This window comes from Flavobacterium pectinovorum (genome assembly GCF_006438875.1).
GTDB classification, from domain to species: Bacteria; Bacteroidota; Bacteroidia; order Flavobacteriales; family Flavobacteriaceae; genus Flavobacterium; species Flavobacterium pectinovorum_A.
Genome location: NZ_RCZH01000023.1, coordinates 21,962 through 44,410, shown reverse-complemented (window position 1 = coordinate 44,410; position 22,449 = coordinate 21,962). Strand labels below are relative to the sequence as shown.

Below are 22,449 nucleotides of genomic sequence, written 5' to 3'. Positions count from 1 at the left end.
TAGAATCGAAAAGCCAATAAACAATGAATGCAACTCAATTTTATAACGAAATAAAAGCAACAATTCCAGACTTAAATAAAGAATGGAAAGAGAAATATGCTTTGTTTTTAACCGATGAAAATTTATATGATTTCTCGGAAAAGCTGTTTCATTTTTATCAAAATCAAAAGTCTGAAATTTCAGGATTACCTTCTTTTAAAGAAGAGATTTTAATTTCGAAAAAAGATTTTCTGCCTTATTTTAAAAGTGTTTTTGAAGCTTTCGAAAGCAATTCAGATCAATTGAAATTGGAAATTATTAATATGTTCGAAAAGACGCCATTCGGAATTATTTTGCTTATTTTGGGACAGCGATTGACTCCGGCAAGTGTGCGTGATGAAACGGCAATTCCGCCTGCAAAAGAAATTCTTTTAGAGAGTTGTTTTCAGCCTTTTAATAGCGAAACCACTATTGTGGCGAGAGCTTGGGAAAAACATGTTGGCAGAAAAAAAGACAGTATTTTTGGCGAAATAAAAGGAAATACCCAACAAAAACAGGAAACGGTAGAGAAATTAATTGACTATATTATCCTAAATAAAACATGGTGGAATGTATTTCATCATTATAAACATGAGATTGTTTACGAAATCAGAGTACCAAACGGACAAGGAATGAGATGGTCTGGTGATGGAAAGAAATTCATTGGGTTTTTAGAACATTTTTTAGAAGAATAAAATGAAAGAAGATATAAAACATACTTTTAGTGACGAAGAATGGCAAAGTTGTATAAAAGTCCTGAACGCATTAAAAGAAAATCCATTTGAAAATCCCGACAATAATTTGTTTGCCGGTTTGATTACCAAAATTCACAAGAACGCAAAAAAGAATATCCGTAATGTAAGTTATACGTCAAAAAAGCAGGAAGATCTTCAAACAAGTCTCAATGCCGAATTAGTCTCAAATGCTTTAAACGGAACGACTTTGTTTTCGGAAAAAGAGAATCCTGACGAACAGCAATTTACCGAATTAAATTTGCCCAAAAACTGTTATTGCTGCAATCAATCGTATAAATTGGCGCATAGTTTCTACACCAGACTTTGTCCGGATTGTGCCGAAGAAAATTATGCAAAACGTTTTCAGAATCTGGATTTAAAAGGCCGAAACGTTATTTTAACCGGAGGCCGTGTAAAAGTTGGTTTTGCAACCGCGCTGAGATTATTGCGAAATAATGCAAATGTGGTACTTACAACCCGTTTTCCTGCGCTGGCTTTGGAGCAATTCATGCAGGAAAGTGATTTTGAAAATTGGAAAGAAAATCTAATTGTTTACGGTTTAGATCTTAGAAATTTAAATGCCATTACGGAGTTTATTTCTTTTTTTAAATCGAAGTTCCAAAGCCTGGATATTTTGATCAACAATGCCGCACAAACCATAAAATATACTGATGAATATTATCAGCCTTTGATTAAAAAGGAAGAAAATTTATTGATCAGTTTTCAAGCCAATAGCAATTTAATTGCCAATCAAACCGCAGTTACAAAAGAAGTAAAAGCATTAGAATACAGTTCTGGAGAAAAAACCGAAGTACAGCTTACCCGTTTTGGACAACCGGTTGATAATCGCGAAAAGACAAGTTGGAATTCGACTCTGGAAGAAATCAGTATGTATGAATTGGTTGAGGTGAATTTAATCAATCAAATTGCGCCTTATTTTTTAATAAAAGAGTTGAAACCATTGTTTCTGAATTCCGGTTTTGAGGAACGTTTTATTGTAAATGTAACTTCGTCTGAAGGGATTTTTAGTTATACCAATAAAACCGTTTTTCATCCGCATACCAATATGACAAAGGCGGCTTTGAATATGATGACGCTGACTTCGGCACGAGAATTTGCTGTTGATTCTATTTTTATGACAAGCGTAGATGTAGGCTGGATTTCGACGGGCGCAAAAGAAAGTCTGCGAAAAAAACAATTCGAAGAAGGATATATTCCGCCGCTGGATTCTGTTGATGGCGCCAGTAGAATTTTTGATCCAATAGTTCAAGGAATCAACGGAAAAAGTATATTTGGGGTCTTATTGAAAAATTATAAAGTTTCTCAATGGTAAAAAAGGGAGAAGTAGTTTAATTGGAAAAATAATTGTAAACACCGCAGTAGTTTTGGGTTCGAGTCCCAACTATCCCACGAAGGGCGTTAGCTCAATTGGAAGAGCAGCAGTTTGCTAAACTGACGGATGCAGGTTCGAGTCCTTGCACGCCTTTATTTTTTTTAGGTTTAAAGGTTCTTCAAAGGAATAAAGGTTTTTCAAAGGAACAAAGGGACAAAGGGACAAAGGTTCAAAGCTGAGAAAGAAAGTAAAAAAAACTTTGTGTCTTCGCGTCTTTGCGGCAAATTCATATAAAGGTGTTAGCTCAATTGGAAGAGCGTTCCCCACCACGGGGGAAGGATGCAGGTTCGAGTCCAGGCGCACTTTTATTTATTTTAGATTTTAAGGAACAAAGTAGCAAAGGAATAAAGGTTCAAAGCTGAGGAAAAAAGTAAAAAAAACTTTGTGCCTTAGTGTCTTTGCGGCAAATTCATATAAAGGTGTTAGCTCAATTGGAAGAGCGTTTGCTCGGCAGGCAAGAGGTTGCGGGTTCGAATCCTTGCGCACCTTTATTTTTTTAGGTGAAAAATCCATATAAAATTTTGTGAGATTGGCTTTTAAATTCAGGTGTTTTTACTGGGTTTAAAGGCTTATTGTTTATTTATATTTGAAGAATTTATTAATAAGAAAAAGTATTATAAAAAACAACTTATAATTGAATTATACTAGTATTTACGGATAACCATAAAATTACTGGCAATATTATAATTAGATTTGATAAAATATTTTGATTAACCAAAATGTATTGATATGAGTAAACCTAAGGAAATTGTGGTTTTAGAAAAATATTATAATATTGTAATTTCTGAATATTCTAATTCAAGTTTGAATAATAAAAATTACTTTTTACTTGATGAAAATAGCAATATTGTTTCCCTAAGTTTAATTCATAACAAAATTTCTAATATATCTTTTTTAAAGAATTTTCCTTTTTTAAAATCGCTAAATTTAAGTTATAATCAAATTTTAGATATTTCAGGAATTGAAAATTTACAAGGATTAGAAAGTATTAATTTAAGTGGTAATCAAATTTCTGACATTTATTGTTTGGGAAGATTAACAAATTTAAAAACCTTAATATTAAATGGCAATTCTATCTATGATGCTTCTTCTCTAGCTAATTTAATATCATTAAATAATTTAAATTTAAGTGAAAATCAAATTTCAGAAATCGAGTTTCTTTGTGAATTAACAGAGTTGATAGATCTAAATTTAAATTACAATATAATTTACAATCTTTCTTTTTTAGATAATTTAATGAGATTGAAATCTTTACATCTAAATAATAACCATATATCTAATATTGTGGCACTTGAAGATTTAAAAGAATTAAATTTTTTAGATCTATCAAATAATGAGATTACTGATATTTCTCATTTAGAAGGACTAAAAGAATTAACAAGTTTACATTTAAGTAAGAACGAAATTTCTAATATGTCTTCTTTCCAAAATTTATTAAAATTAAAATATTTATTTTTGCAAGGTAATCGAATTTCGGATATATCACATCTTGAAAATTTGATCGATTTAGAACATTTACAATTAGATAATAATAATATAGAAGACATTTCTCCTCTAAAAAATCTACAAAAAATATCTAATTTAGATTTAAGTAATAACAAAATTTCGGAAATCTTAGCATTAGAAAATCTTATAAATCTTAAAGATTTGAGTTTGTCCAGAAATGTAAACATTTCTGATATTACAATTCTTAAAGGGTTAAAAGAAATTATTTTTTTAGATTTGAGCAATAACAAAAACGTATCTGATTTTTCTATTATTAAAAATTTAAAAAAAATTAATAGATTGTTCTTAAGTAATGTTATAATTTCAGATTATTCTTTTCTTGAAAAACTAAACATCAGAACTTTATTTTTGGGTAGTAATAATATTGTAGAGATTTCATTTTTAAAAAAAATAAAATCTATTACTACTCTATATTTGAATTATAATAAAATTTCAAATATAGACGTCATAAAAGATCTAATTGAAATCAGTTCGTTATATTTAAGTGGCAATAATGTTAAGGATATTTCGGTACTTAAAGAGCTTACCTCTTTGAAAATTTTAGAATTAGAAAGTAATCAAATTTCAGAAATTGAGCAGTTCGAGTTTATTTATAATTTACCGTCATTAAATATAAAAGCTTCTTATAATCCTTGTTTCAAGATTAACGAAATACTGTTAGAAGAAAAAAGTAATCATTATGATACAATTTTAAATGCTTTAAAAAAAATTAATGAATCTAAAAAAATGTATAGGTTACCTGCCAAGGTTTTATTTTTAGGTAATACTGAAAGTGGAAAATCTACCTTATTAGATTATATTCTACAAACTAAAGTTCCTAGAGTAATAGGGAATTCTTTTCTTAGTACGCACATTGTTCAAATTGAAACATTGCCAAAAAAGTTAAGAAAAAATGCAATTCCAGAAGCAGTTTTTTATGATTTTGGAGGACAAGATTATTATCATGGTTTATATAAAGCTTTTTTAAGTAATGACTCAATTAATATTCTGTTATGGAATAAAGATTATGATAAAAATCAAATAAGAAGAGATAGAAATAAGCAATTAACGCGGGATTATAATCGCGATTATTGGCTGAATCAGTTGAAATTTCAATATGATAAAGGAAAAAATATTTTGAGTTTATCAGAATCTGAAAAAGCAGAACCAATTTTATTAGTTCAAACTCATGCCGATATAGAAAATCATAGTAGAGAGGCTTATAAAGGTGATTGCGAAAATTTCAATATCAAAAATGAGTTTTTTATTTCGCTTAATCAGGATTCTATAAATGAATCTGTAACTCAAATGATAAGTTTGAATTATTTGGAAGAAACTTTAAAAGAACTAATTAACCAAAAACAAATTGAAAAAAGGGAGCCAATCTGGTTTAAGGAGTTTTTAAATTATATTTTAAGGACAAGTACACAAAATTATATTTTATTGTCTGAATTGGCAAATGAATATAAAAGGGACAGCGATAAAGATAATTTGTTATTGCCAGAAGTTCTAAGGGAATTGGCTCAAACGGGTTTAGTTCTATATTATAAAGATGATATTGATTTGAAGGATATTGTTTGGCTTGATCCTTCAAAAACAATTCAATACATTCACGATAGTATATTGTCTAAAAGTAATATTATAGAAAAGAAAGGTATCGTTGAAAGAAGTGTTTTAGATGGATTTGCTGATCAAAAAATAGTAAAGTTGTTACTAAACCAGAAAGTTATATTTTTTGATGAATTTGATGATCAGTATATTATACCAGGTTATTTATGTTTGACAGAAGAAGATGATAGAATATATGAGCTTCTGACTTTTGATTTTATTGAGCCAAATTTTATTATGAAATTTGAATATTTTATTCCATTTGGATTAATTAATCAGTTAATATGTCATTATGGAAAAAATAAGCATAAAAAATATTATTGGAGAGACCAATTACTATTTACCAAAGGAAATTCAAAAATATTAATTAAGTTAGATTTCACGAATTTAGAAATTTTAGTATCTATAAAATCTAAAGATAGTAACAGTAAAATGGAGAAAATACAACAAGAAATATTTACAGATATTTTGGATTTATACTGGGATAAAAACAATAAATTTAAGAATAACGATTTTATTGAATCTAAAATTTACAAATTTGAAACTTTTAACGAGAAAAATATAGAAAAAAAAATAGACTTGGATATAAAAACAGAAAAGTTAAATGAAAGAAATTTAAGTACAAATATTTATTATGAATTTATTAAAGATTCATTGGAAAGTCCCGAGGATTTATATATTTCAATTGATAATAAATATTTTGTAAATCATAAAGATTTAGAAGACAAAGAAAAAACATTTAATAAAATTATGTCCTTTGGTTTAGAAATTAGTAAGGAAATTCAAAATAACAAAGAAATTGAAATAAGGAGAATAGATAAGACGAAATTTAGCGAAAAAGCTAGTGGATTATATAGAAGTTTCACAACAAATATAAATGCTGAAAATATGAAAAGAATATTTATTTCTTATGCAAAGGAAAATAAAAAAGAAGTAAACGAATTTCAAAAGCAAATTGCACCATTCAAATTAACTAAAGAAGTGGAAACTTGGCATTGTTCAGAGTTGCAACTTGGTGAAGATTGGGATTCAAAAATAAAAAATAAGTTTTATGAAGCTGATATCATTCTTTATTTTATAAGTACTGATTTTTTCAGCACTCCATTTATTTTGGATGAAGAAGTAAAAAGAGGAATTGAAAGAGATAATGATCCAACAGATAATGTTGTTTTAATTCCAATAATTTTAGAAAAGATTCATTGGGAAGATTTATTAGGAAAATATTCTTCAAATTTCAAAGGTAAAGCTATAAATTCATATGATAAATCAAATAACGCTTGGTATGAAATTGTAGATGATTTAAAAAAACATCATTTCAGAAAAATTGATCCAAATAGTACCTCAGGAGTTTTAGGGCAATCTAAAGAAAAAATGAAAGCTCAAGAAGATACAATTGCAGGAGAATTGTAAAAGGTAAAAGACAAAAAAGCGCAAACCTTAAAAATTTGCGCTTTTCAGTTATATAAAGAAAAAGAATATTATTTCCCTTTCAACAATTTTTCTAAATATTCAACCTTTTCTTTTTCAGATTGAACCAAACGTTCGTAAAGCTCAACAACTTTATCAAGAGGATTGAAAGTACAATTATTATTTGGACCATTTATCTGACCTTGATTAGTACTATTATCATAAAAGCTATTAAAATAACTAAACACAGATTCTTCCGAAAAGTTTTCAAGTGCTTCAACCGTAACACCAAGTGCTTTTGCAATTTCGGCAAGTTTTTTAGGATCAACTTCTTCGCTTCCTTCAATTCCGGAAATAGCTTGCTGGTTTGAGCCAATTGCCTGCGCAAGTGCTTCTTGTTTCATTCCGCGAAGTTCTCTTATTCGGCTTATATTTCTGCCAATGTGTTTTGGTTTGATTGCTGTGCTCATAATTCAAAGGTATTTAAAATTTTTCAAAAAAATTGTGATCCGTAAAAAACACCCTTGATTTGATAAAATACCGTTTTGGTTGTTTTTTAAGTGAAGTAAAAACACGCTTTTTCTTACTTTAAATCATTATGTTTGCATTATAAACTTCATAAAATATGGACTACAAAATATCATTTAAGGAAAGAGCCAGGTTAAGCATGGAACAATTAGCGAAGCAAGGTCCGGTTACTTTAGAACAAGCAAGAGCACAAGCAAAATGGCTTAGTGAGGTAAGCAAATCAAAAGAAAAGAAACAGCGTAAATGATTAATATTTAATTAACTCGTTGGGTTTAATGCATAAAATTTAATTAAACACATAGAAACATAGATTTTATGTGCTTGAAAAAAGTAAATCAAAAAGAAACTAGTTTCTCACACATAGCTATGTGTGTTAATGCAAGTGAAACGCCTTTTTTGAGTTCAATAATGCTATGTTTCTATGTGTTAAAAATAATTGCACCCAACGGGTTATTTAATTACATTTTCAACAGGTTTTGGTCCGCTTAAATCAGATTCTTTAGTTTTTACAAACTTCAGATAAATAAAATATTCAACAAAAGGAATAATCAGAAACAACAAGAAAAACAACAATTCATGTTCAGGATTTCTTTAAAAATATAATCTAAAACAGTTTGCAACTTGCGTCCAATTTCAGATTGAATCGAAAGTTCAATTCGTTGCGGTTCGATTTGATCTAATTTTTGCAAAAGCGATTTGAATTCGGTGTAATCAATATCTTTTACGTTTTTCATGTTGGCTTTATCGTCAACCACTTTCATAAAACCAAATACGCAAGCACTATAAACTTCGGACTCATATTTTTTGAGCAAATACGAAGTCGACGAATTCTTAAAGTTATCTACAGAAGCGAAACCGCTATTATTTTGTTTGATATAAAGTGCCAAAGCTTTGGTCATGGATTTGCTCACATCTTCAGACGAATTGGATAACGTTTGAAGCGTATGCAAAAAATCTTTCTTCTCTTTTTCGGACGAAAATGTAGTTCCAATAGTTTTAGAATAAATATTGGCAGTTATACTTTTATTCTCTGATTTCAAAACCGAATGTACTCCGTAAAAAAGCCCAATTATCGCAAAGAAATACAGAAATACAACCATAAAATACGGAATCCAAAGTTTGGCAAACCAATTGTAATACTTTTTATCCCGAACGAAAATGTTTTTTCGGTACAGGAAAACATTAAAAACGATTCCGAGAATAAGTCCCAGAATTATAAATAAAACGAGCCAAAAAATAAACCAACCAATATTGGGTAAAATATATTGTTTCGATATTTCCCAAATTTCAGACCACGCAATACTGTCGATGAATTCTTTCATATTTTGATTTAAGTGCGATAAAAATAATCAAAACTTTCATTTAAATTAAAAATATTTTCTTTTCTAAAAAGTGTCATTAATGCGTTGAGCGTTCGTGAAAAAAATAAAACTACTCTCGCAAAACCCAATGCTTAAACACAATCTTGTCATTTCGACCGAAGGGAGAAATCACACGCGTAATTAGACAAAGATTGGCGACTTTGATTGCGGAGTTTCTAGTGTGATTTCTCCCTTCGGTCGAAATGACAAAAACTTTGCGACTTAGCGTCTTTACGCGAGATTTATTCGCAATAGCATTATATATTTTTCTTTAACTATTTTTTAACAAACAATGAGAGAAAAGTTATATTAATTAAAAAATTAAACTACATTTGCTTCCGAAATAAAAACAAAACATACATATGTACCTGTCAGCAATAAAAATTATCGATCAATTAGTGGGATTTTATCCTTCTGACGATTCAGGGCGTAATATGTATTTTATGGAATAGAAGAGAAATTGTAGTTCGAAACTCAACATAAATATATAAAAGCGCCCTAATCAGGGCGCTTTTTTTGTTTTAGATGCAATTTGAATACACTCAATGTGACAAAAGAGAAGCTTATAAATGATACTAATTAACCTTTAACTAAAAATAATTAAAAAAATAATTGACCAAATGTTTAATGATTAAACTAAATATCGAAATATAATCTTGAAAAGTAATCCGGTGATAAACAGTCATTTGATACGATTAAGGATCTGCACAAGTATGCGGACAGGGATTTTTATGATTCTAATTTAGGTTTAACTAATTGATTATCAGTAAAATAAATTTAAAAATGATTTGGATAATTGAATTTTTAGACTTTATCTTTGCCCCAGAAAATTTCGGTAGAGAATTTCAAACCACAACGATTTCAAAATATAATACAACACATAAAATGGCTTTTAATAAAAACATATATAACGAACAATTGCTAAACCCGATCTCAGATCTTGGACGTTTAACAATACAGGTGCATGAACGCAGGCAATAGGATACGTATATCTTATTAGATCTCATGAAGCACCTTTAATCGGGTGCTTTTTTTATGCCCCAAAATAAAAGATTCCGTATTTCAATTGGTAGAAGGAAGGTTAATAAACCTGGAATGAAGGTTCGAATCCTTCCGGAATCACACGTTCTCTAGAAAGAACAGGCTCATTGGGGTTACTGGCTAACCTTCCCGACTGTCTCTCGGGAGAAACGGGTTCGACTCCCGTATGGGCCGCTATTTTTTGCCACGAAGGCACAAAGACACAAAGTTTTTTTAAGTAAGGATTTTAAAACTTTGCTCCCGATAGCTGTCGGGATTGCGAGAGATTAACAAAGTATTGAAAAAAATGCAGCGAGCAATTTTCACGCAATCCCGATAGCTATCGGGAGCAGAGTCGCGAAGAAAAATAAGCTTTGTGTCTTAGTGCCTTAGTGGCAAGACAAAGTTGTAAATAAATAAAGTTAACGCCTTTGTGCCTTAGTGGCAAAACAACATTAAATATTAAAATATGAAAAAGATAAGTACACTATTTGCTAAAGACCCAAAGAATTTGGCAAGAGTAATAGATAAGATAAATACTGAAAATGCCTGGGTAATAAGCGGCGAAGCTATTGCGACAAGAAAATTCGACGGAACATCTGTAGCTATTATCAACGGTGAATTGTTCAAACGATTTGATGCCAAAAAAGGACGTGCAATTCCGGCGAATGCAATTCCGTGTCAGGAAGCAGATTTGATTACAGGGCATCACCCACACTGGATAAAGTGCGATAGAACAAAATCTGAAGATAAATTTTTCTTCGAAGGATTTGATTCTTTAGATACAAAAACAGATGGAACTTTCGAATTATGCGGACCAAAAGTGCAAGGAAATCCTGAGAAATTGGAGAAACATACTTTAATCAAACACGGAAGTGAAGTACTTGATTTTGTAAGCCTTGGATTTGAGGATTTAGAAAAATTCTTGTCAGAAAATGATATCGAGGGAATTGTTTTCCACCACATTTCAGATGGTAGAATGTGCAAATTAAGAAAATCTGATTTCGGAATTAAACGCTTGGAATTAGAAGCAGTTTAAAAAGAGTCTTGCCACAAAGGCACAAAGACGCAAAGTTTTTTATACGAAATCAAAGTAAACTTTGCGGAGACGCGAAGTGAGATAAATTTAAAGTTAGCGCCTTAGTGCCTTAGTGGCAAAACAAAACAAAAAAACTGGACTGCTTCTCAGACAAAGGGTTATTTGAATAGTTCTGAGATTAAAAACTTTGCGACTTCGCGTCTTTGCGCGAAAATCATTTAGTCAATCTCGCGCAAAGACGCAAAGTCGCCAAGAAAAAAAATTAGCGCCTTAGTGCCTTCGTGGCAAAAAAAATTAAATATTAAAATTATGAAACAAGATTACAATAGAATAGCACTAGTTGGTATTGAACAAGAAGAATATGATATTATAAAAGCCAATTATTCGGGACATATTATTTGGCACCAGTCTATACCGAAAATCGTTGTAAAAGATGAGGTTCTTTATATGGAAAAATCCAACGGAATCGGAATGTTACCGGTTGATAAAGTAGTTTATTACGGAATTTATGACAACGATTTTGATTTTATTTCTGGTTTAGCGATCTGGCGAGGAGCTTGTTATCCTAATGCCGCTGCGATGCTCGATTGTCGATTTAAAATTCCGTGTCTGGTAAAAGCTTTATCGCATTCGAGATTTAGCGCACCACGCGGATTTATAAGTGCAGGCGCTTCGGTTACCGTAACGGGTGATACTGTTGCAAAATGGGGAAACTGGCATTGTGGCGAAAATAAACATCGTTTTACAGACGAATGGGAAAGCGAATTTACGGCAACAACAGAACCTTATTTTGAGGGCGAAGCAGTTCGGATCATGATTATTGGTGATGTTTATTGGCAAATTAAACTGGAAGGGGATTCATGGTTAAAATCGATTCACCCTGATGATGCAGGATTTATGGAAGTTGATCCTGAGTTGCTTGCAGACACTTTATACATTAAAAATGTTTTGAATATGGATATGATTGGGAATGATTATATCGTTGCAAAAGATGGATCTAAATATTTATTGGAAGTAAATCATATTCCTAATATAACCCGATTTGAAGACGTTCGACAAGTCTATTTATCGACTGTAATCGAATGGATAAATTAAATTATTTATGCTGCGCAGAATCACTGCGCAGTGTAATTTGAATATTTGCTCAGGAAATAAAACAAGTTCTTTTATACACTGAAAATCATCAAAGGAAACTTTGATTTACAATATCAAACAAGTCCTGTTGCGTGTTTCTGTATAGCACCATTGTAGGGAACTTTTCGCGAAAGCGTATTATGTTTTTCTATGCAACTTGATTTGGAGGTTTTAGGTTGTTTTCCAAAAAACGATCACCAATCTATGTGTTATGGGTTCGAGTCCCATTCGCAGCAATGCGATAACTCAATTGGGTAGAGTAATAGAAATTTCTGCAGGTTCGAATCCTGCACCGATTAAGTTCGGTTAGACAAACGGTAAGTCAACTACAGACTGAAAATCTGTGTTTAGAGCGCATCACTCGTAAAAAGATGTTCATTGAAAAAAACTGATTTGTCTTTGTCAGTGAAGTTTGGATTTTAGGATTCAAAATTTCACACTCATGATAAAACCAGTGCGAACAGAAATGTATTTTGAAATACTCTTTTTCTTTTCGGTTTGATTGTCTGAGTGATTTTTTTAGAATTTAGAATCACTTTTTCAAAATAGAATTGCAAAACAATTAGCGTAAACAAACCACAAACTATTCGTCCGTTTTTCTCAGAGGAGAGAGGCAATGAGGTTTTTTTATTTTTAGAGAAGATAGAAGCAAGATTATAGAAGCAAGATTGTTGAGACTAGAAAATTGGCTTGAGAAAATAGACTTGAGAATAAAGATTATAGAAAATAGAACTAAGTTTTAACGGCTACAAAACTTGAAACCTGAAACTAAAAAAACTTGAAACAAAATATAAAAAAATAAAAATGATAAAAAGAATTAAAATCGAAGCTTACCAAGTGGGTTTGGTGTTCGAAAATAGAAAATTAGTTACTGTAATTGAGGAAGGTTTACACTGGATTTTTGGAGACAAGAATGTAATGCTTTACGATATGAATGCCAATTTCAATGCGCCATTTGAGTTGAATATTTTGTTGCAGAATGAAATATTGGCTTCAATGTTAGAAGTTGTAGAAGTTGCCGATAACGAGATTGTTTTGCAATTCGTGAACGGAAATTTCAAAGGAACTTTAACTGCTGGAAGACATGCTTTCTGGAAAGGAATTGTAAAAAATGAATTCACTAAAGTAGATCTTTCCAAAATTGAAATCACAGAGAACATTCCTGTAAATTTATTGGAACACAATCAGTTAAAATACTTTGTTCGAAAATTCACGGTGTCAAGCAACGACAAAGCTTTGTTGTTTGTGAACGGAGCTTTTGTGAAAGAGTTAAAAGCCGGAACACATTATTTTTGGAACAATACCATTACAATCGAAGTTAAAACTGTTGATGCAAGACAACAACAAGTGGAGATTTCCGGACAAGAATTGTTGACAAAAGATAAGGCGGGATTAAGAATCAATTTCTTTGTGAGATACCAGGTTATTGATATTATGAAAGCTTTGGTTGATAACAAAGATTTCGAAAAACAATTGTATGTGGCAATGCAATTGGCTTTAAGAGCTTTTGTTGGCGGATTGACTCTAGACGAATTACTGGCAAAAAAAGATGCCATTGCCGAGTCGATTTTGGCAGAAGTAACTACTAAAATCAACGAGTTGGGATTAGTGATTTCTGATGCCGGAATCCGTGACGTGATCTTGCCTGGAGATATGAAAGAAATCATGAATCAGGTTTTGGTTGCCGAGAAAAAAGCGCAAGCCAACAGCATTATGCGAAGAGAAGAAACCGCCGCAACAAGAAGTTTACTAAACACAGCAAAGCTGATGGAAGAAAACGAAATGTTGTGGAAATTGAAAGAGATGGAATACGTGGAGAAAATCGCCGATAGAATTGGAGAAATCACAATCTCAGGAAGCGGAAACGTCATTAGTCAATTAAAGGAAATCTTTGTAAAATAAAAAGTCATCTATGAAATACGGATGGCTTTGATTTAAAAATTAAATTAATAATGAATCAAAAATTATTTTTTGCGGCAGATCAGCATTTTGGTCAAGCCAATAGAATTAGGTTTAGTGAGCGACCGTTTATTTCAATAGAAGTAATGGATTTGGAACTCATTAAACTATGGAATAAAAAGGTAAGTTAGGGAGATTTTCATTTAGGTGATATCTCTCTGGTAAAGTAAAGATTTTATAAGCTTTACAAATAAGGGATTCCCAGAATTCCTTCATTTTCCTGAGATTCCAGAAGATTCCCAAAAGAAAATATACCATGCGTACTAATACATTAAAAGAATATAAAAAAGCGATCAGAATTAAATATGAGATAGAAAGAGAACGAGAATACTTTGATTATTTGAACAGTCCTTCTCGTGGAAAACTTCGAGATTTTTGTTGGCTTATCTTCGAAGATAACCCAACTGAGGATGACTTAAAAGTCTTTAAGAATCTATTTTCTATAGATTTTGATCCAGCTAAAAAGAAAAAGTTCAAGGAACAAAAAGACAAATTCAGACCGATTGAAACTTTCTTTAAAGGCGAAACAGATCCATCAAATATCGATGCGATAAATATGGCAGCAATTTTGGTTGATTTTGAACCGCGTCCGTTCAAAAAGTTTCACGAAAAGTGCAGACTTGAAGAAACGAAACAAATTGGAACTATCGATAAACCGAAGAAAGCGGTTAAGAACGAAAAAGAAGTGATAGATATTTTCAAATGGCGGAAACGTTACAAGTCAATCGGAAGAAATCTTCGTCAGGTAATGGCTCTTTTTTAGAAAGAGAATTGAAATAACCGTTGAGTCTAATTCAAAAAAAATTAAACACATAGATACATAGTTTTTATGATGAAAAGAATGCAAAAAAGAAATACATTTCTTTCACATAGCAAACTATGTGTATTTAAATGAGTGAAACGCCTTTTTAAAGTAAACAAAGCTATGTTTCTATGTGTTAAAATAATTACACTCAAAGGGTTATAGAATATTAAAAAATTAAACAAATGAAAACTACAGATAAAATTATTATTATCGATTTAGAAGCCACATGTTGGCAAAGCGCTGTCCCGCAAGGGCAGGAGAATGAAATTATTGAGATTGGTTTGGCAGTTCTGGATTCAGAAACTGGTGAGATAACTCAAAATCAAGGTATTTTGATCAAACCACAACGCTCTAGTGTGAGTCCGTTTTGTACGGAACTGACAACGATTACCCAGGATTTACTGGATAAAAACGGAGTAAGTTTTGAAGAAGCAATCGAGAAATTAACTGACGAATACAATCCGGATTTATATACCTGGGCAAGTTACGGTCAATACGATCTGAATATGCTGAAGAAACAATGTAAATCATTCGGGATTCCGTACCCAATGGGCGACGAGCATATTAATGTAAAAGTCACTTTTGGAGATAAATTTGGCTTAGTAAAACCAACCGGAATGAACGGAGCGTTACATTTATTGGATATTCCGCTGGAAGGAACACATCACCGGGGAATTGATGATGCAAAGAATATCGCCAAAATTTTGCATTGGTGTTTACAGAATTAGATAGCAATCTGTATAAATACCAATCGATTATGGCGAGAAATTTAAGAAAGAACTGTGGATTTTATGATTTGCAGTTCTTCTCTTTTTGCAATTTTGAAACCTTTTTTATTTTAAATTTAATCAGATAATTGCTCTTGAAATTTTAAGAAACTACCAATATAATTATATATTTGTTGGGATACGTTTTTTGTTAAATAAACTAATAAAAGCACATTATCATAATTGCAATTGCTTAAAAGCAGTTAATATGGAAAGCACAAAAACACCATTTTTAGATACAATTTTTCACCTCAGAACCATTGAGCAGGTTATTTTGTACAATAAAATCATAACGATTTCCCGAATGGAAGAAACAGATACAGCTTCTTTCCTGGAAACTGAGTATGAAAACGAAATTTTAGAATATCCTGATGTTGCGCCAAAATTTAATCCCGGTGCTGCATTATGGGCGGCAAGAACAGTTTATAGTGCTGCGCAGTTATTATTGTACAGAGAACATAAAATAAGTGATTTGAATAATTTTTTGCCTGAATATATGGGCGAAATCGACGCTTCTGTTTTGGTATCGGCGGATATTTGTCTGAGGTTTCTGCCGCAGATTATTTTAGAGTTGAAAAGAGTAGATCCAGAGGATTTGGTGATACCAATTTTAGAAAATCATTTAGTTCAGTTTCATTATTCGGCGATAGGATATGAAATTGATATAGAGAATATAAACTTTGATATTTTGGCTGCAAATGAGTGTTTAAAGGGACTTTATCTTAATCGAATTGTCGAAAGAAAAGCAACCAAATTTGCTCAGTCGGATTTTATAAAGAAACAATTAGAAATAGGTTTTGGCGATTATAAAAAAGTATTCTGGCCACAATTATAAAGAGAATAAAACAAATTAAGATCAAAATATAAGCAAAATAAATGAGCACTACAGACAAATTAAATGCTGTTTTAAAGCATATTAAAGAAACTTTTGTTGGAAAAAATGAAATCATTGATTTATTAGGAATCGGATTGCTGGCCAAAGAAAATGCCTTTTTGTTAGGACCTCCGGGAACAGCAAAAAGTGCTATAATCAGAGCTTTATCAAATGGAATTGATGGCGGAAAAAATTTCGAATATCTATTAACCCGTTTTACAGAACCAAATGAAATCTTTGGACCTTTTGATATTCGTAAATTAAAAGAAGGTGAACTGATCACGAATACAGACGGAATGATGCCGGAAGCTTCGATGGTATTTCTGGATGAAATTTTCAACGCCAATTCAGCAATTTTGAATAGTTTGCTAATGGCTTTGAACGAAAAAATATTCCGTCGTGGTAAAGAAACCAAAAAGTTACCAGCACTTATGTTTGTTGGAGCAAGTAATGTTTTACCCGAAGATGAATCGCTAAACGCGTTATTAGACCGTTTTTTAATTCGCATAAAATGTGATTATGTAGAACCGGATTTACTTCATGAAGTGCTTTTGGCAGGTTGGAAATTAGAAGGCGGAAACAACAAAGAAGCTCCAACAATCCTTGCCGATGAAATTCGCGAATTGCAACTGCTTTGTCGTCAGGTTGATTTAACCGGAATACGCAATCAATACGTTGACATTATTCACAGTCTTAGAAATACAGGTATAAAAGTATCTGACAGACGTGCCGTAAAATTGCAGAATCTGATTGCCGCAAGTGCTTTAATGTGTGGTCGAAATGAAGCAATTTTGTCTGATTTATGGGTATTGAAATACATTTGGGATAATGAAGAACAAATCGAAATTCTGGAAGGAATCATTAATAAGATCATTGAAAAAGACGATTCGGTTTTGGCGCATCCACAAGCTTTATATAATAAAACTCCAGATGCCGAAAGCGTGATGAAAGAGGTTAATTATTTAATCGAAAAATGGCAGGATGACAGTCTTTCGTTTGAAGAACAAAACGTTATTAAAGATAAATTAAGATACATTCAAACCCGTTGCGACTGGATTAAAGATGCTGAACAAAAGAAATACATTCAGAATCATATAGAATCTTTGTGGCAGAAAATCCTTCAAACTATCTAATATGTATTTCTTAGAAATTAAAAAGCAACATAAGGATTTTTTGGGATCGATACGACATTGGCAAAATCTAAAAACAGCTTTTGAAGGTGATGCAATATGGGTAAAAGATTTCTTGGCAGAACAAATAAATTCGCCTGAAATTCAGCAAATTCCGTATAAGAAAGTCTATGAATTAAAAGAGAATTTGTTGTTTGAACAAGGAAATCTTTTGCCTTCAAAAAAACTTCCGTCGGGATTGTTATGGACGCCAATTTTGCGTGCGTTACCCGTTTCATTGCCTAAGTTTAATCATAACTTTTTTGGGATTGATGAAAAACTTGAGATAAGAATCAAAGCTTCTGAAGAAATAAAAGAAGCTCATGCTTTGCTAGTGGATTATGACGAATTAAAGCGATATATAGAAACAGCGCCCAAATATAGACTTGAACCCTTGCAATGGGTTGTGCTCGATAAAAGCGCCTTAATTCTTGGGAATCCATTGTTACCCATAAAAGGCAATACGTATTGGCTAGAACATGATTTTTTGCTGCCAACCGGATATAATTTTGAATGGTTTGCATTAGCAAAAAAGCTTCAGGAAGAATTAAATCTTTCAAAACAAAATATAATACTTTGGAATATAGATAACAGCTATTCTGTAATTCCAAAAACAACTATAAAACAACTGTCAATCAGTTCATTTCGCTTAACTTTTTCATAAAATAAAAATGGAATTTCAAAAATATTTTCAATCATACGAGGACTATTTCTGGGAATGGGACAATCAAATATTTGCTCCGGACGAGCTTTTTGAGGCAATAACAATTCCTAATGGATCTACTATTGGTTACGAGAAATTTGTTTTTGAAATTTTAGAGTTTTTATCTGATGACAGTATTCCGCCGTTTGGATCCTTATTGCTGGCTATAATTGCTACCAATCCAGAAAATGGACCTTCTATTCAGATGATTTATGATTTGGGAAAAAGAAAAGAAAGTGCAGACTCTTTCAGGACTGCAAAATCTTTAGAAACCTCTAATTTTTTTAGAATAGGATCGACTATTGGTTTTATGAAAATACTTTCTTCTTTACCGGAGGATTATAAAACGGGCGAAAAAAGAATGAAACTTTTTCAGACGATATTTCATGATTGTCACAATAGAATTTCATCAGAAAAAGCAAAAAAGGTCATTGAGGATTTTAAAAAAAATAGACATGACGTAATCGCAGACGAGAATATAAATCCGTTTAACGAAGCTAATTTTATTAAAGATTTTAGAACACTTGCGCTTCTAAAAGTAAAGTTTCCTACGGTTCAGTCTATTTTGAGAGCGATGGAAGGCCTTCCTTATGAAGAGATAAATGATAAATTGAATGAGGAAGTTTTAGAAGAGAAAAATTTATCTGAGAGTGCAACTGATTTTGTAGATCAGCTTATTGAGGAAGATCGGACATTTCATGTTGGAAGTTTAATCAAGCGACTTTGGTCCGGATTAAATATTCCGTTACATCACAATCATCCAAGCGAACAGCCATTGGGAGGAATTTCTGATTTGACCAATAAAGGAGATTTTGATAAACTTGTCATTTCTGAATTTGCTTATGACGACGATGTTTTTATGTCCCGAATTGCCAATAATGAAGCACTTTATATACAAAGAGAAGTTCCGCCAGAGGCCGACAAATTTGAGCGTATTTTATTAATCGATAGTTCGTTGAAAAACTGGGGAAATCCTAAGATTCTTTCTTTTGCTTCAGCAATTGCCATAGCCAGACATCCAAAAACAGATATTGAATGCAAGGTTTTTGTTGTTGGAGAAAACTACGAAGAAGTGACTTTTGATGATGTAAATCATGTGATTAAGGCATTAAGTAAACTTAGCGGAAAACTGGATTGTGCAGCGGGATTGGATGCTTTTTTTCTGGAGAATAAAATCAGCAGTAAAAATCAGGAAGTTTTTCTTTTTTCATCCGAAGAAAGTTTAAAAATGACCTCGATGCAAAAAATTACAAATGATTATTTTGCCAATATAAAATACACTTTTTCAGTAGGAATGCAGGATGTCAAGGTTTTTAAGAACCACAATAATGGCAGAAAAATGCTTCAGCATATTATAATGCCGTTAGATGAATTATGGACTAAAAATAACAATAAAAGTGCTGATTCAGAGAAAGATATTTCGAAAGAAAATATCCCGTTGTTGTATCCTGTAGAACGAAATTACCATAGCATTTTTCACGAAGGCAATAATTTTTATACGTATGTAAACAAAAGTCTATTTCTTTTTGCCAGTAATAAATTTGATAAAGGATTTAAAAGAATGGCATCAAATCTTCCTTTTACAAATGGAGAATTCGCGATCAAAACCAACAGTAAAGGACAAAAGATATTTTTGAATTATTCTAACGATGCGGTACAGAATATCAGTATCATAAATATTGAAACGCAGGAATTAAAGCGTGAAGAAGTTTTTTATAATGAATTAAAGGAAAAGAAAATTACCGTATTTGTGATCAATGGTGAATTTCATTTAACTGATAATATTGATTTTTGGCGTGTTAGTGATGATTTGAAAATAGAAAAGGCTCATGGAGATGCTGTAAAAGAAGCTTTTGATAATTATTTTAAAAAGCAATTCTCGTTTAAAAATAGTTTCATGGGTAATAAATCCAAGTTCAGTTTTGTTAAGCGGGTAAAAAGTATTTCCATTAGAAGTAACTTCATTGAAATCAATGGATTTTGCTTTGCTCATTTAGAGTTCATGAAATCACATCATCATTATAGTAACAGACCAAACGATTCAGATATTCATTTTGAGGAAAAAGTCAGGCTGATTTTAAAAAACAAAGGCGAATCATTTATTGATGTTGTGAAAGCAATAAAGACAAATACAGACAAATCTTTGGTTGAAGCTAAAAGTATTGTAGATGAAGATTTTGGAGTTATTTTAAATAATGCGACAAAGGATGAAGCCGAAAAACTAAAAAGAATAATCGAAAGCAACGGAGCAATTTGTTACATCGAAACCGTTTTTTTTGAGTCTAAAGACGGAAGTAAAATAACAAATCAGGATGGAATTCTAATACTAGAAAGCAGTAATGCGGAAATTGAGAAGATTTATATTCCTTTTATTATTGACGGAAGAACTGTTATGGCAACAAAAGAGGAATATTCCGGTAATGAGTATTTTATTTCAGAATATTTGATGGAGAGTATAAAGGATAATGCATTCCAAGAGAAATACTTGAATCCATTTATTCAAAATATCGTGAAACATGGAGCTTAAACTAAAAATAAATTCTAAAAATACATTTCCCAAAGGAGGTATTTTTATTAAAAGTGCATCGCCAAAAATGTGGCTGGAGCAAATTCAGTTTATCGGTTTATCACTAAATTCGGTAAAGGTTTTTGCAGTTCCGGATGTTACAGCAAATGAGCTTTACGGATGTTTGGTGGTTTTGAACCAAAATAAAATAAAAGCAGGAGATATTGGTAAAAATAATTGTTATCAATTGGTAGAAAATAAGTTGTTTATTCCTGAAAACACGACGATTGTACCACAACTTGCAAAAGAAGAATGGTGTAATTTGTTTTCGGATAATTATCATTTTTTACATCCTGAAATTGGTTTAGTCGAATTGAAAGACGCTGTAGAATGGGAGAATCTAATAGAAGTTCCGGCATTAAAAGAAAGGATTGTAATTGAGCCTTCAAAGACAGTTTCGATACCCAATTTCATTTCTTCTTTGCGAATTGAGGTTGATAGGGAAAAAATCCTGGAAGCAATCGAAAATCCCACTTCGGATCAGGAAATTCCGGAAGAATTGCCTTTTGATTTGCAAAAATTAGTAAATGGAAATCAACAGGAAATGGATAAGTTTATGGAGCTTATGGACAAAAATCCTGATTTGGCTTTGCAATTGGCGATTCCTTTAGATACGATGGGAACTTCACGAGGTGGACACTTTGGACAATTTTCTTTTGATACAAGTGGACTTAGTGGATTTAATGGATTTAATGGAGCTAGTGGCGGTATTGTAGATAATGGAAATGGGTTTAAGGATATAAATGTAGGTAGATATAATGTAGATGCAGGCAGAGAACCTATTGTTTTGTCTGATGGAGTTCATCCTTTTTTTAAAGTTTTCAGATTTGGTTGCGCAATTCTTTTTATCATATTAATGAGGAGTTATGATCCGGATTATTCACATTTTGAATTTAGTTCCTTATTTAAGGGGTTTTCCGGTTTTTTGATTTTAGCACTTATTGTGTGGTTCTTTTATTCGCTTTTTTCAGGTAGAAGCAGCACAAATACTGTAGAAAATATTCCAAGAAATACTTCAGGAAATACTCCGATGACATCTGGAAAAACTGCGTATTCCGGTGGTTCTGCTTTGATAGATTCAGAACGATTTAGCACTTTGCAAAACAGATATGAAAAACTTGCAGAAGAATTTATAGCTAAAAAAGACTATCAGAAAGCGGCTCGTATTTATTTGAAATTATTAAAAAATTATCCTAAAGCGGCAGATGTTTTAGAAAAAGGAGAGTTGTATACAGAAGCGGCAGCAATTTATTTAAAGTATTGCAGTAACAAGCAAAAAGCAGCCGAATGTTATGAAAAAGGACGCGCTTATAATGAAGCAATTGAACTCTATCAAGAACTCGATAATGATGAAAAAGTAGGTGATTTATACTTGATTTTAAAAAACAGGAAAGAAGCCAACAAGCATTTTAGAAAAGTAATCGAAAACTATAAAGAGCATTTTCAGTATGTGAAAGCATCATTAGTTTACAAAGATAAAATTGAAGATATAACCGAAGCACAAGAATTACTTATAGTGGGCTGGCGAACGAACAAAGATGCCGGAAGATGTCTTAATAATTATTTTGCAAACATCAAATCTGCAGAAGATTTATCTCTTGCGATCCCAAATATTTACAAAAGCGAGGTAACCTCAGACAATGCGATAACATTTCTGAATTTATTGAAACATGAATTTAGCAGATTTGAAGCTGTCGAAGAAGTTACCAAAAATATTGCTTACGAAATCGTAGCAGAACGTATTGATGAAAGACCGGATGTGGCATCAGAATTACTGAGTTTCAACCCCAATAATAAAGCAATACTCAAAGATGTTATGAAATATAAATGGAAGCGAAAGAAAGCGTAATTATTACTTTAAAGCAAAAATAAAAGAAGC

Annotated in this window: 16 protein-coding genes and 6 tRNA genes; 20 read left to right on the top strand and 2 right to left on the bottom strand. The window is 31.8% G+C overall.

Annotation, left to right across the window (positions count from 1 at the left end; all coding sequences use genetic code 11):
* The first annotated feature begins 23 nt into the window (after positions 1 to 23).
* The 7 genes from EAH81_RS24515 to EAH81_RS24490 all read left to right on the top strand — a co-directional run bounded on the left by EAH81_RS24515 (position 24) and on the right by EAH81_RS24490 (position 6,648).
* A complete protein-coding gene (locus EAH81_RS24515) occupies positions 24 to 713 on the top strand; it encodes a hypothetical protein (protein ID WP_140511633.1) in 690 nt (229 codons plus the stop codon).
* A 1-nt stretch (position 714) separates the two neighbouring features.
* Positions 715 to 2,085 carry an SDR family NAD(P)-dependent oxidoreductase gene (locus tag EAH81_RS24510; protein WP_140511632.1) on the top strand — a complete coding sequence of 457 codons (1,371 nt, stop codon included), beginning with the start codon at positions 715 to 717 and terminating at the stop codon, positions 2,083 to 2,085.
* Positions 2,086 to 2,089: 4 nt separating this feature from the next.
* Positions 2,090 to 2,162, top strand: a tRNA-OTHER gene (locus EAH81_RS24505).
* A gap of 3 nt (positions 2,163 to 2,165) precedes the next feature.
* A tRNA-Ser gene (locus EAH81_RS24500) sits at positions 2,166 to 2,239 on the top strand.
* Positions 2,240 to 2,377: 138 nt separating this feature from the next.
* Positions 2,378 to 2,453 (top strand) — tRNA-Trp (locus tag EAH81_RS27300).
* A gap of 107 nt (positions 2,454 to 2,560) precedes the next feature.
* Positions 2,561 to 2,636 (top strand) — tRNA-Ala (locus EAH81_RS24495).
* A 238-nt stretch (positions 2,637 to 2,874) separates the two neighbouring features.
* Positions 2,875 to 6,648 (top strand): leucine-rich repeat domain-containing protein, encoded by a 3,774-nt coding sequence (locus EAH81_RS24490; RefSeq protein ID WP_140511631.1) that lies wholly within the window; start codon positions 2,875 to 2,877, stop codon positions 6,646 to 6,648.
* Between the two features lie 68 nt (positions 6,649 to 6,716).
* On the opposite strand, the gene EAH81_RS24485 is transcribed toward EAH81_RS24490, so the two are convergent.
* Positions 6,717 to 7,115, bottom strand: coding sequence for a helix-turn-helix domain-containing protein (locus EAH81_RS24485; protein WP_140511630.1), 399 nt, complete (start codon positions 7,113 to 7,115; stop codon positions 6,717 to 6,719).
* A gap of 155 nt (positions 7,116 to 7,270) precedes the next feature.
* On the opposite strand from EAH81_RS24485, the gene EAH81_RS27665 reads away from it, so the two are divergent.
* Positions 7,271 to 7,420, top strand: a complete 150-nt coding sequence (locus tag EAH81_RS27665) for a hypothetical protein (protein ID WP_170214157.1) — start codon at positions 7,271 to 7,273, stop codon at positions 7,418 to 7,420.
* A 301-nt stretch (positions 7,421 to 7,721) separates the two neighbouring features.
* On the opposite strand, the gene EAH81_RS24480 is transcribed toward EAH81_RS27665, so the two are convergent.
* Positions 7,722 to 8,495 (bottom strand): hypothetical protein, encoded by a 774-nt coding sequence (locus tag EAH81_RS24480; protein WP_140511629.1) that lies wholly within the window; start codon positions 8,493 to 8,495, stop codon positions 7,722 to 7,724.
* 1,090 nt (positions 8,496 to 9,585) lie between these two features.
* Between EAH81_RS24480 and EAH81_RS24475 the strand changes: the two genes are divergently transcribed.
* From EAH81_RS24475 to EAH81_RS24425, 12 genes are all read left to right on the top strand, one after another.
* Positions 9,586 to 9,656 (top strand) — tRNA-OTHER (locus tag EAH81_RS24475).
* 20 nt (positions 9,657 to 9,676) lie between these two features.
* A tRNA-Asp gene (locus EAH81_RS27295) sits at positions 9,677 to 9,749 on the top strand.
* Between the two features lie 274 nt (positions 9,750 to 10,023).
* Positions 10,024 to 10,593 carry a DUF5565 family protein gene (locus EAH81_RS24470; RefSeq protein ID WP_140511628.1) on the top strand — a complete coding sequence of 190 codons (570 nt, stop codon included), beginning with the start codon at positions 10,024 to 10,026 and terminating at the stop codon, positions 10,591 to 10,593.
* 309 nt (positions 10,594 to 10,902) lie between these two features.
* The gene (locus tag EAH81_RS24465; RefSeq protein ID WP_140511627.1) at positions 10,903 to 11,688 is read left to right on the top strand and encodes a hypothetical protein; all 786 of its coding nucleotides are present in this window, start codon (positions 10,903 to 10,905) and stop codon (positions 11,686 to 11,688) included.
* An 843-nt stretch (positions 11,689 to 12,531) separates the two neighbouring features.
* A complete protein-coding gene (locus tag EAH81_RS24460; protein ID WP_140511626.1) occupies positions 12,532 to 13,629 on the top strand; it encodes a slipin family protein in 1,098 nt (365 codons plus the stop codon).
* 313 nt (positions 13,630 to 13,942) lie between these two features.
* A complete protein-coding gene (locus EAH81_RS24455) occupies positions 13,943 to 14,449 on the top strand; it encodes a hypothetical protein (protein ID WP_140511625.1) in 507 nt (168 codons plus the stop codon).
* Between the two features lie 224 nt (positions 14,450 to 14,673).
* A complete protein-coding gene (locus tag EAH81_RS24450; RefSeq protein ID WP_140511624.1) occupies positions 14,674 to 15,219 on the top strand; it encodes a 3'-5' exonuclease in 546 nt (181 codons plus the stop codon).
* A 247-nt stretch (positions 15,220 to 15,466) separates the two neighbouring features.
* The gene (locus EAH81_RS24445; protein WP_140511623.1) at positions 15,467 to 16,093 is read left to right on the top strand and encodes a hypothetical protein; all 627 of its coding nucleotides are present in this window, start codon (positions 15,467 to 15,469) and stop codon (positions 16,091 to 16,093) included.
* Between the two features lie 41 nt (positions 16,094 to 16,134).
* Positions 16,135 to 17,265 carry an AAA family ATPase gene (locus EAH81_RS24440; protein ID WP_140511622.1) on the top strand — a complete coding sequence of 377 codons (1,131 nt, stop codon included), beginning with the start codon at positions 16,135 to 16,137 and terminating at the stop codon, positions 17,263 to 17,265.
* A gap of 1 nt (position 17,266) precedes the next feature.
* Positions 17,267 to 17,965 carry a hypothetical protein gene (locus EAH81_RS24435; protein WP_140511621.1) on the top strand — a complete coding sequence of 233 codons (699 nt, stop codon included), beginning with the start codon at positions 17,267 to 17,269 and terminating at the stop codon, positions 17,963 to 17,965.
* 7 nt (positions 17,966 to 17,972) lie between these two features.
* Positions 17,973 to 20,531 (top strand): ribosomal protein L7/L12, encoded by a 2,559-nt coding sequence (locus EAH81_RS24430; protein WP_140511620.1) that lies wholly within the window; start codon positions 17,973 to 17,975, stop codon positions 20,529 to 20,531.
* Positions 20,521 to 22,419, top strand: coding sequence for a tetratricopeptide repeat protein (locus tag EAH81_RS24425; protein WP_140511619.1), 1,899 nt, complete (start codon positions 20,521 to 20,523; stop codon positions 22,417 to 22,419). The genes EAH81_RS24430 and EAH81_RS24425 overlap by 11 nt, the downstream gene beginning before the upstream one ends.
* Positions 22,420 to 22,449 lie beyond the last annotated feature (30 nt).